The 11,275-nt window shown below is 65.4% G+C and carries 11 protein-coding genes and 1 tRNA gene; 8 read left to right on the top strand and 4 right to left on the bottom strand.

Going from position 1 to position 11,275, the window contains the following annotated elements; translation table 11 throughout:
- Positions 1–62 precede the first annotated feature (62 nt).
- The 8 genes from JF66_RS11290 to JF66_RS11255 all read left to right on the top strand — a co-directional run bounded on the left by JF66_RS11290 (position 63) and on the right by JF66_RS11255 (position 9,006).
- Entirely contained in the window at positions 63–797 is a 735-nt protein-coding gene (locus tag JF66_RS11290; protein WP_051973446.1) for a response regulator transcription factor, read from the top strand.
- A 65-nt stretch (positions 798–862) separates the two neighbouring features.
- Positions 863–2,407, top strand: a complete 1,545-nt coding sequence (locus JF66_RS11285; protein WP_051973445.1) for a glycosyltransferase family 39 protein — start codon at positions 863–865, stop codon at positions 2,405–2,407.
- Between the two features lie 3 nt (positions 2,408–2,410).
- Positions 2,411–3,163, top strand: a complete 753-nt coding sequence (locus JF66_RS11280) for a polyprenol monophosphomannose synthase (protein ID WP_035877953.1) — start codon at positions 2,411–2,413, stop codon at positions 3,161–3,163.
- 80 nt (positions 3,164–3,243) lie between these two features.
- Entirely contained in the window at positions 3,244–4,026 is a 783-nt protein-coding gene (locus JF66_RS11275; RefSeq protein WP_081882329.1) for an NUDIX domain-containing protein, read from the top strand.
- A complete protein-coding gene (gene nadA, locus JF66_RS11270; protein WP_051973444.1) occupies positions 4,007–5,332 on the top strand; it encodes a quinolinate synthase NadA in 1,326 nt (441 codons plus the stop codon). The genes JF66_RS11275 and nadA overlap by 20 nt, the downstream gene beginning before the upstream one ends.
- Positions 5,247–6,989, top strand: a complete 1,743-nt coding sequence (nadB, locus tag JF66_RS11265; protein ID WP_369798004.1) for an L-aspartate oxidase — start codon at positions 5,247–5,249, stop codon at positions 6,987–6,989. Before nadA ends, nadB begins: the two co-directional genes overlap by 86 nt.
- Positions 6,983–7,843 (top strand): carboxylating nicotinate-nucleotide diphosphorylase, encoded by an 861-nt coding sequence (gene nadC, locus JF66_RS11260; RefSeq protein WP_035877951.1) that lies wholly within the window; start codon positions 6,983–6,985, stop codon positions 7,841–7,843. Before nadB ends, nadC begins: the two co-directional genes overlap by 7 nt.
- An 8-nt stretch (positions 7,844–7,851) precedes the next feature.
- On the top strand, positions 7,852–9,006 hold the full coding sequence (locus tag JF66_RS11255) for a cysteine desulfurase family protein (RefSeq protein WP_035877949.1): 1,155 nt from the start codon (positions 7,852–7,854) through the stop codon (positions 9,004–9,006).
- 16 nt (positions 9,007–9,022) lie between these two features.
- Here the strand turns inward: JF66_RS11255 and JF66_RS11250 are convergent, their stop codons facing one another.
- The 4 genes from JF66_RS11250 to JF66_RS22975 form a co-directional block, all read right to left on the bottom strand.
- Entirely contained in the window at positions 9,023–9,727 is a 705-nt protein-coding gene (locus JF66_RS11250) for a maleylpyruvate isomerase family mycothiol-dependent enzyme (protein WP_035877956.1), read from the bottom strand.
- Between the two features lie 125 nt (positions 9,728–9,852).
- Positions 9,853–9,926, bottom strand: a tRNA-Met gene (locus JF66_RS11245).
- A 244-nt stretch (positions 9,927–10,170) separates the two neighbouring features.
- Complete coding sequence (locus JF66_RS11240) at positions 10,171–10,755, bottom strand: RDD family protein (RefSeq protein ID WP_051973443.1); 585 nt, start codon at positions 10,753–10,755, stop codon at positions 10,171–10,173.
- A gap of 142 nt (positions 10,756–10,897) precedes the next feature.
- Entirely contained in the window at positions 10,898–11,134 is a 237-nt protein-coding gene (locus tag JF66_RS22975; RefSeq protein ID WP_156109754.1) for a hypothetical protein, read from the bottom strand.
- Positions 11,135–11,275 lie beyond the last annotated feature (141 nt).

The raw sequence follows: 11,275 nt of genomic DNA, 5'->3' as shown, positions 1-11,275 counted from the left end.
GGGACGCATGCATATGATGTGCACATGAGATTCTCATTCTCGCGTTCGGAGCGTGACCGATCATGAGAATTCTCATCGTGAACAGTGACCCCGAACAAAGCGACGTGCTGGATCGCGTGCTCCGCATCGAAGGGTATGCAACCGACCGTGTGGCTACCGGGATCGACGCTCTGATCACGTCGGCACGACCCCAGATCGCACTTGCAATCATCTCCGTGGATCTCGGACAGATGTCGGGATTCGAAGTGTGCCGACGACTGCGGCAAGCAGGCAACACCATTCCGGTGCTTCTTCTCGGCGGCAGCACCCCCGTCATCGATCGCGTGTTCGGTCTCGATAGTGGCGCTGACGATTTTCTGTGCGAGCCGTTCGACGTCGCGGAATTGGCCGCGCGAGTGCGCGCTCTCCTCCGGCGCAGCGCGATGGGCCGCGGGCGTCGCTATCAGGTGGGCGGGGTTGTTCTCGATACGTGGGGGCATGCCGTGACCGTGGCCGGTCGCCGGGTATCGCTCAGCCCCAAGGAAGCGTCGTTGTTTCGCCTGCTGTGCCTGCGGGTCGGCTCAACGGTCGACCGGGCGAGCATCCTGGCCGAGGTCTGGGACGGTACGGCCGACATCGACCCCAATATCGTCGACCAGTACATCAGCTACCTGCGCAGAAAGATCGACCCGGACGATGCCGGAGTGCGCATTCTCACCATGCGGGGCAGGGGATACACGCTTCAGGTCGCTCCATCGAACCCGCAACGTTCGCCCCCCGAAACAGGTCAAAAGGCCGTTTCCGACGTCACTCTGTGAGCATTCACAGGTCTCCACAAGGTTTTCGGCGGGTTTCACAGGCGACGTGGGTTTAGCGTCTGATCGTGACCGAAGTTCTGACCGCGACGCTGACCGATCCGGTCCGACGTACCGCGTCGCACCCGGCACGTCGGGATATTCTTGCACCCCTGGCGATCGGCTTGTTTGCCTGGCTGGTCTCGTTCGCGTGGTCGTGGCAGCCGTCCTACTGGGGCGACGAGGCCGCGAGTGTGATGTCCGCCGAACGATCGGTGCCCGAGCTTTTCCGCCTGCTCGGGCACATCGATGCCGTGCACGGGGCGTACTACCTGTTCCTGCATTTCTGGATTGACCTTTTCGGGGCCTCCGAGCTGGCCACTCGCCTGCCGAGCGCTCTGGCAATCGGTGTGGCCGCTGCGGGAACTGTGATTCTCACCCGCATGCTCATGGACGCACGAGTCGCCCTCGTCGCTGGTGCCGTCTTTGCGGTTCTTCCCCGAGTCACCTACATGGGCGCCGAAGCCCGCTCCACGGCCGGTGCGACGATGCTTGCCGTCTGGGTGATGGTGCTTCTCGTTTATTTGCTGCAGAGGCCTTCGGCACATTCGCGGATCCGAGGCATGCTCTGGGGTGTCTTCGCCGTCGGCCTCGCCGCCGGCTTCTACACCTTCCTCTATCTGGTCCTTCTCATTCCCGTCCAGGCTCTTCTCGTGATTCTTCTCACGCTCCGGAGCCCCGACCGGCGGAGCGCTGTGAGGAGCTGGCTGATCGCGACCGGAGCGGCCGTAACGGTCGCAGCCCCTGTCTTCTTCTGGGGCGTGCAGCAGCGAGAGCAGATCTCCTTCCTGGCTCGGCGCCCGCAGGTCGATGTACTCACGGCAGCGGTTAACCAATGGTTCCTCGGCGTGCCGTTGGCCGTTGTGGCGTGGCTGCTCATTCTCATCGGCGTCGCTGCGGTGCTCGCCCGCCGACGTCATCGAACGCCCGAGGTCACCACCGGAACCGTCAGCCTCACGCTGGCACTCTCCTGGATGCTGGTCCCGACGGCAATCCTGCTCGCGGGAACCCACCTTGTCGCCCCGATGTATTCGCTGCGGTACCTGTCGATCTGCACGCCCGCCGTCGCCATCGCGATGTCGATCGGCATCGTGGCGCTGAGACACCGGTGGCTGCGCCTCCTGGCCATGGCACTCGTTGCGTTCACCCTGCTGCCCACGTATGCGTACCAGCGCGGCGACTTCGCCAAGAACGACGGCAGCGATTGGCGACAGACGGCCGACGTTCTGGCCGCTCAGGCGCTGCCGGGCGACGCCGTGGTCTTCGACGAGAGCGTGCTGCCGTCGCGCAAGCCCCGATTGGCCCTGCATCTGTATCCCGACGCGTTTCGCGGCCTGATCGACGTGACGCTGGGGCAGCCCTACCAACTCACAGATTCCCTGTGGGACACGACCGTCCCCCTGACCGACCGGCAAAGCAGCCTCGGCGCGGTGTCCCGGATCTGGCTTCTGCAGGACGCGACCGGCGCCCCCCTGTCCCAGGGAGCGGATGTCGCACTGCTGGCGCATCAGGGATTCTCAGTTGAACAGACCATACTTGTGAATCGCACCACCATTATCGAAATGACGAGGTAGCCCATGTCCACAACCCTGGTGATCATTCCGACCTACAACGAGTGCGAAAATATCCCACTCATCGTGGCACGGGTGCGTTCGAGCGTTCCCGACGCGCACATTCTGGTCGTCGATGACTCCTCCCCCGACGGTACGGGCGCCTTGGCCGATGCCCTCGCCGAGGCGGATGCCCGTGTACACGTCCTGCATCGGCTCGACAAGACCGGTCTCGGAGCCGCCTACCTCGAAGGCTTCGGCTGGGGTCTCTCCCACGGGTACGACCAACTGGTTCAGCTGGACGCCGACGGTTCGCACCTCCCGGAGCAGCTTCCGAGCCTCCTGGCCGCGGCGGCGACAGCGGACGTGGTCATGGGCTCGCGGTGGGTGCCCGGTGGGGCAGTCAAGAACTGGCCGTGGCATCGTCGCGTCCTCTCTCAGGGCGGATCGATCTATTCCCGGGCGCTGCTTCGGCTCCCTCAACGGGACGTCACGGGCGGCTACCGGGTCTACTCCGCCCATGCCCTCGACACCATGAAGCTCTCCAGCGTCGAGAGTCTCGGCTACTGTTTCCAGATTGACATGCTGCTGCACGCCGTTCGCGCCCGGCTCACCGTCGTGGAAGTGCCGATCACCTTCGTAGAGCGCACCCTGGGTTCATCGAAGATGAGCGGTCGCATCGTGATCGAAGCGATGGCCCGGGTCACGCTGTGGGGTGCGAGCGGGATGGGCGTGCGGCGAAGCCGCACGGCCACGGAGACTTCCCTGCAAAAGAGCTGAGGTCCTTGGAGTTAAGGTCATCGTGACTATATACTGACATTTCAAGTTAGAGTCACTTCGACCTTTACCTCTGGATGCCCATGCACGCCGTTCCTGCCTCATCGCCGCGACAGACGCCTGGCGCCACGCTCGCCGTATCCACGGTGATCTTCGCTCTGAGACACGACGACAGCTCAGATCTGAAGACACTGTGGCTTCCGCTCGTGCGCCGAACCAGGGAGCCACACCTCAACCAGTGGGCTCTCCCTGGGGGCTGGCTTCCCGACGGCGAGGAGTTGGCAGCCGCGGCCGCACGAACTCTGCATGAGACGACGGCCCTGGCCCCGACCTACCTCGAGCAGTTGTACACCTTCGGCGATGTCAATCGCTCGCCCGGCAAACGCGTCGTCTCGATTGTGTATTGGGCACTCGTCCAGTCGGACGAGGCCGCTCGGGCGGCTGAAAGCGACAACGTGCGCTGGTTCGGCGCGGATCGGCTGCCGCCCCTCGCCTTCGATCACAACCGCATCGTGGAGTATGCGCTCTGGCGTCTGAGAACAAAAGTGGAGTATTCCCGCATTGCACACGCCTTCCTGGGCGAAACCTTCACCCTCACCCAGCTCCGTGAAGTCCATGAGGCGGTGTTGCGCAAGCCGCTCGATCCCGCCAACTTCCGTCGGTCGCTCGAATCTTCCGGGACCCTGATCGATACCGGAAGACAGGTGGCGGGCGCGCGACACCGCCCCGCCCGCCTCTACCGCTACGACGATTCCGAGTCCCATCCGAACCAGGGACCGTCCGGCAGCCCCAATTCCCTCACAGCGACACTCGAGCATGCGTCCCAGCAACATCCAGGAGAACTTCATGACGATCCCATCGGTTGACCGCACGATCCAGCTCATCGGCACAGGGGCCGTGTCGGGCAGCACCTGCAGCCCGGACCTCGCGACCGCCCCCTGGGAATTCGATGCGGCCGAGCCCGGCTACGGTCCGGGATCATCGATGGGCGACGTGATTCCGACCGGTTCACCGCGTCAGGGCGAACTACCGGAATCGTATCGGCGCGCGACACCGGACGAACTGGACGCGCGCATCCGTTCGGCCAAGGCAATCCTCGGCGACCGGGTGGTCATCCTCGGGCACTTTTACCAGCGGGACGAAGTTCTCCAGCACGCCGACTTCGTGGGCGACTCGTTCCAGCTCGCGCAGGCGACGAAGAGTCGGCCCGAGGCCGAGGCCATCGTCTTCTGTGGCGTGCATTTCATGGCCGAGACCGCCGATCTGCTCTCGGGACCGGATCAGGCCGTGATTCTGCCCAACCTGGCCGCCGGATGCTCGATGGCCGATATGGCGGACCTCGATTCCGTCACGGACTGCTGGGAGCAGCTCGAAGACCTCTACGGCAGCCAAACGGATGCCTCCGGGCGGGTGCCCGTGATCCCGGTCACCTACATGAATTCTTCTGCTGCTCTCAAGGCTTTCTGCGGCGAGCGCGGCGGGATCGTGTGCACGAGCTCGAACGCGCAGACGGTTCTGGAATGGGCCTTCGAGCGCGGCCAGCGCGTCTTGTTCTTTCCCGATCAGCATCTCGGGCGCAACACGGCAAAGGCCATGGGCGTTCCGCTTGAGCAGATGCCGATGTGGAATCCGCGCAAGCCGCTCGGTGGCAGCAGCGCGGTCGAACTCGACGATGCCCGGGTCATCCTGTGGCACGGCTTTTGCAGCGTCCACCGTCGCTTCACCGTGGATCAGATCAGCCAGGCCCGCCAGACGCACCCCGGCGTGAACGTCATCGTGCACCCGGAGTGCCCGATGGCCGTCGTCGATGCCGCCGACTCGGCCGGCTCCACCGATTTCATCGGCAAAGCGATCGCGGCAGCGCCCGCGGGATCGACTTTCGCCATCGGCACCGAGATCAACCTGGTGCAACGCCTGGCGGCGCAGCACCCCGAACACACCATCTTCTGCCTCGACCCGGTGATCTGCCCCTGCTCCACCATGTACCGCATTCATGCGGGATACCTCGCCTGGGTGCTCGAGGGCCTGATCGGCAGCGCCGAACGCCCCGCCGAGGTGCTCAACCGCATCCAGGTTCCGGACGCCGATGCCCGACCTGCCCGGATTGCCCTCGAGCGGATGCTCGCTGCACGGCCCCCGATTGCCGTACCGGTTGTGGTCGGGCGGGCCTGACATGGCGTCCGTCATCGTGGTCGGCAGCGGCCTGGCCGGTTTGACGGCCGCCGTGCGCGCGACGGATGCCGGCCACCGCGTGACGCTGGTGACCAAGGCGGCGCTTCCGGAGAGCAACACCCGCTATGCGCAGGGTGGCATCGCCGCCGCGCTGTTCCCGGACGACTCGGTCGCCGCCCACGTACTCGACACCGTGCGCGCCGGCGCGGGCCTCTGCGATTCCGCAGCCGTCGAGGTGCTGTGCGCCGAGGGCCCCGCCCGGGTGCGCGACCTTATCCGCTTCGGCGTCGACTTCGATCACGATGAGTCGGGCGTTGCCCGCGGACGTGAGGCGGCGCACTCGCGTTCGCGTGTGCTTCACTCCGGCGGCGACGCCACCGGAGCGGCCATTCAGGCGGCCTTGGTGGCGACCGTGCGTCAGCGCGCGCGGCGCTCGACCACGGATCTGGGCATATATTCCGAAACCGGGATAGATATCCTCGAGCACACCATGCTCATCGACCTGGTCGTTCGCGCTGGCACTGTTGTGGGCGTCACGGTGCTCGGCACCGGCAACCGAGCACGCACCCTCGTGGCCGACTCCGTCATCCTCGCGACCGGCGGAGCAGGCACGCTCTTCACGCACACCACCAACCCCAGCGTCGCCACCGGCGACGGGGTGGCCGCCGCATGGCGCGCCGGGGCATCCGTTGCCGATCTCGAGTTCTACCAGTTCCACCCGACCGCACTCGCCGTTCCGGGCACTCCCCTTGTCTCCGAAGCTGTGCGAGGCGAAGGAGCGGTTCTGCGCAACCGGAAGGGGCAGCGTTTCATGCTCGGGATTCCCGGCGCCGAACTGGCGCCGAGAGACGTTGTTGCCCGAGCCATCGCCCGCGAGATGGCCGCCCAGGGCGACCAGCCCGTGTTTTTGGACGCCACGGCCCTGGGACGCGATCTCCTCGAATCACGCTTTCCCACCATCACCGCGGCCTGCCGCACTGCCGGACTGGACTGGGCCGTCGACCCCATTCCCGTGGCACCGGCCGCGCATTACTGGATGGGCGGTGTGATCACCGATGTCTGGGGCCGCAGCAGTCTTCCCGGGCTCTTCGCGGTGGGCGAGGTCGCTCGGACCGGCGCCCACGGGGCCAACCGCCTGGCCTCCAATTCACTCTTGGAAGCAGCCGTGTTCGCCGACCGCGCTGTTCGTGCCCTGGACTTCGCCCCCCGCGCGCACGGCCTCGGATTCACCAAAGAATTCGCCGACGGATTCGCCGACGACACCGGCTGTCCACCCCCGAGACTCACCGGGCAGGAAGGCCTCCCCGGCGATGCTGCGCGCGGGTTTTCGCGCGAGACGCTCCGGAGTGTGATGTGGAATGCGGCAGGAGTGCACCGGTCAGGAACGGGGCTCGCGGCTGCCGCGGACCTGCTCGCCGACTGGACCGCACCCGAGCCGACCGGGGCCGACGGATGGACGGTTCAGGGGCTCGAAGACCGCAATTTGCTCGACCTCGCCCGGCTGGCCGTGACTGCCGCGCTCGCTCGCCCCGAGTCCCGCGGGGCGCACCACCGCGACGACTATCCGGATGTCCGACCGGAATTGGCACGGTCTCGCGCCTGGACGCAACCCACCGCACTATCCCGTACCACGGCCAAGGAGCCCATCGCATGCTGACCTCTCACTCCCTCGACGCCGTCGTTCAGGCCGCTCTCACCGAAGACGCCCCCTGGGGCGATCTCACCTCTGAGGTTCTGATTCCCCGGGAGGCCGTCGCCACGGCACGCCTTCAGGCCAGAGAGGCCGGCGTGTTCAGCGGCGGCGTGGTCTTTGCCGCCGCATTCCGTCTGACCGACCCGAGAATCACCGTTACCCTGCTGGTGGCCGATGGCACGGCCTTCGAGGTCGGGACCGTGCTCGCCGAGGTCACCGGCCCGGCTCGAGGAGTGCTTCAGGCCGAACGCATCGGCCTGAACTTCGTGCAACGGATGAGCGGTATCGCCACGCTGACTGCGCAGTACGTCGCCGAGACGGCCGGCACCCGCGCCCGCATCGTGGACACCCGCAAGACCACCCCCGGCCTGCGCGCCCTGGAACGCGCCGCCGTACGCGATGGCGGCGGACATAACCACCGATTCAGTCTCTCCGACACCGTGATGGCCAAAGACAACCATCTGGCCGTGCTCGCCGCCGGCCCGCTCGGGCTCACTGCGGCCCTGATTGCGGTTCGCGGCCGGCTCTCGCACACGACCCACTTCGAGGTGGAGGTCGATCGCCTCGACCAAGTGGACGAGGTACTGGCCGCCGGAATCGATACCATTATGCTCGACAACTTCAGTCCCGCCGATCTGCGGGCCGGCGTCAACCTGGTGGCCGGGCGTGCCCTCGTCGAGGCCAGCGGAGGAGTGTCGCTGGAGACGGTGCGCGACATCGCCGCATCTGGTGTCGACATCATCTCGGTGGGCGCCCTCACCCACAGCGCGCATTCCCTCGACCTCGGTCTCGATGTCGTGGTCGACGCTGAAGGCTGACCCTCCTCGTGATCTATCTCGACAATGCCGCCACGACGCCCGTGCGGAGGGAAGCCCTCGAAGCCATGTGGCCGTTTCTGGCGGGCTCGTTCGGTAATCCGTCGAGTCACCACCGAGTGGGCGAGGCGGCCGCTGCTGCCCTGCTCGGCGCGCGACGCAGCGTTGCCGCGTCCCTGGGCTGCCGCCCCGGCGACGTGGTCTTCACGAGCGGGGGCACCGAGGCAGACAACCTGGCCGTGAAGGGCCTCGCGCTCGGCGCCCGGCCCGAGAATTCGACGGGCGGACATATCGTCACGACCGCTCTCGAGCACGAGGCAGTGCTCGAATCCTGCGACTACCTGCGTCGACGCCATGGCTTCGAGATCACGGTTCTGCCCACGGATACCGAAGGACGGGTCAGCGTCGCTTCCCTTGACGACGCGATCCGGGCTGAAACCACCCTCGTCTCGGTGCACTACGCCAACAACGAAGTGGGGACGGTGCAGCCCATTGCCCTGCTCGCCGAGGTTGCCCGTGCGGCGCGAGTGCCCTTCCACACCGACGCGGTGCAGGCCGGCGGATGGCTGCCCCTCGAGGTGAACGCACTCGGCGTGGACGCGCTCAGCCTCTCCGGCCACAAGCTCGGGGCACCTCCCGGCGTCGGAGCGCTCTTCGTCCGCGGCCGTCTGCCGCTCGAACCGGTGTTGCATGGCGGCGGACAGGAACGAGGCAGACGCAGTGGCACGGAGAATGTGGCCGGCGCCGTGGCCTTCGCCACGGCGCTGCGCCTCTCCACGGAGGACAGGGCCGAGTCAGCCAGACGCACCTCGGAACTGCGCGACGCTTTCATCGCCACTGTTCTGCAACAAACGCCGAGTGCGCGTCTGACCGGTCATCCCACGGAACGCTTGCCGGGCACCGCGTCCTTCGTGTTTCCAGGGACGAGCGGCGAGGCGGTGCTGCTTGAGCTTGAACAGCGCGGCATCGTGTGCTCGAGCGGATCTGCGTGCGCCGCGGGCAGCGACGAAGCCAGCCACGTGCTCACCGGGATGGGCGTGAGCGAGGAGGTGGCTCGAACCGCGGTGCGTTTCACGCTGGCGGCCACCACGACGGCTGAGGACGCCGCCGAGGCCGCGGCATCCGTTCGCGCCGCCGTCGCCGCCGTGCGCGGGCTCGGAGCGTGAGAAACCCGTCGCTGAATCAGAGCCAGCGCGGCGCCGTCGGGCTCTCGGTACGGTTGGACGTGGTCGCGGCCCCGGCCCGGCCGCAGGCCCACTGCGTCAGCACGGGTAGTTCGCCCGTCACGATATGCGGATCGGGCGCGTCCCGATCCCCATAGATATGCCCCTCGACTGATTCAAGTCGAAGACCAGCCATCTCTCCCCTGGTCGCCCACAAACCGACAACGTCCCGCAGCACACGATCGAGAACCTCGGCGGGGATATCGCCGTATGTTGCGGTCGCGTTGAGATCCACGGCGTGCAGCCACACCTCGCGCGTGCGCATCCAGATGGTCTCTGACGCCGGCACCAGCCGGCCCTGCCCTGTCTGCACCTGCCAGGCCCAGCTGTCGTCCGGAAGGTGACTCCAGGCGCTGTCGAGCAGCATCCCCGAGTGCGAACAGAGCGTGCGAAGGGTGTCGGGCGCCCAGCCGGCCGCCGTGTCAATCTCAGTTTCTCTGGCCTGACGGCTGTCATACATCGGCGTCTCGATGCCTGTCTCTGCCCAAGACACCAGGCGAGCAATCGCGAGCGCGTTGTACCCGACGTGGGCAGCGACGTGGCTTCTGGTCCAGGTGGGGAGGAGCGATTCTCCGGAGAGCTGCTCGTTGGACACGGCGTCCAGTTGGTTCTCAAAAAATGCGGTGCCTGCTCGAACGGTTTGTAGCATGTCATCAGGGCTCATGGTGCCCACGCTACCCGACCACCTGAAACCGTCGCCGAGCATTAACCAACCGAGCATTAACCAACCGAGCATTAACCAACACAGGCCCGGAACCAGTGGTTCCGGGCCTGTGCTTCTCGTCTTTGTTGCGGGGGCAGGATTTGAACCTACGACCTCTGGGTTATGAGCCCAGCGAGCTACCGAACTGCTCCACCCCGCGCCGTTGACCACTTTTAGGTGGTCATCCTTCGAAAAAAGCCTAGTCAGATCTTATTTTTTTCGATCCAGCTTCGTGCGTTGGTGTTTTTAGTATAGCTCACTCTTCGGGACCACTAGACCCACCTCGACTCCGCTTGGGACGCTAGCGCGCCGCAGCTGGACGCCGCATTCGTCGCCGTCGCCGTCCTTGCGGCGCACGTCATCGTAGTGAAGTGCTGAACCGTCGGAGCTTTCGTAGCGTGGCATCACTCGACGGTACACGGCACACGGCAAACGGCACACGGCACACGGCACACGAAAGGGAACGGCCACCGGGCTGAAGGTCTGGCTGTGGTGCCGGAAATTCGGTCATAGAGCGTTCGACCGGAGCCTAGGAATAACGATGCAACGTAAACGAGTGGCACTACGTAGGCGAACGCCGTGACCACCCAGATCGCCGGAGAGATGGAATCCGTTGCACTCGCCGCGACGATGCCGTACACGGCCGCATGCCCAACCGTCCACGGCACGGCCAACTTCATCGTGTTGCGGACGAGTGCCCGTCGAAATGAGACACGCTGCCCCGTGTCCGAATTCACGACGATGAGGTGACGAACGCGTTTACCGATCGACGCTTCCCGCGCGGACGATTCAAACCCAGTGAGCATGAGAGTCATCGGAACCACCAGAACGACCGTCCCGAGGACGTTCTGCGCGCCGGTCGATAGCCCTCCCGTAATGCCAGCCACATAGAGCGGAACGCCGATGGACGCCACGACGCCCACCCAAACAAGTATGCAGAGCCAGTCGATCGCCGAGGCAAGCAAGCGGTTCCACGGGTGCCCGTTCATGGTCTTGACCGTACCGGCGAAGCCAGCTGCGGCGTTTTCGCAAGGGGAACCTGCTCCGGGTTCAGCACCTGGTGCGGCGCATGCCTACCACAGCGCACTAAATGTCCAGATACCATTTTAACCGGCCAATTGCGCCAGGAGGCTAGTTGCGCGGCGTCTTGTCGGCAGAGCGTCGACCTTGGGCAATCGACTGTATTCCCCGGTAGGCAAGCATGCCTGCGACACACAGATAGACAACGCCGGAAACGTAGTCGAACCATTGCGAGGCATTCCCCAAGGTGAGTATGGAGAACCCGACAACAGCAACGGCGCCGCCGAGATAAGCGGCGCTGTTACCCTTCGAACCGGCTTCGGACTCAGCATGGTCAAGACCTGTCATGGTCGAAGCCTACTGCGCTCACTCATCGTCTCGTGAAACCTTTGGATCGAGAGGCGCCATATCGTCATTCTGGCGGCCATGAGCAGCTGCGGGTTCCATTTTTTTGCACTCGCCAGCACACATTCACGTCCCGTATGCACA

It is taken from the genome of Cryobacterium sp. MLB-32 (assembly GCF_000738085.1).
Lineage (GTDB): Bacteria > Actinomycetota > Actinomycetes > Actinomycetales > Microbacteriaceae > Cryobacterium.
This window is presented reverse-complemented; position numbering and strand designations above follow the sequence as displayed.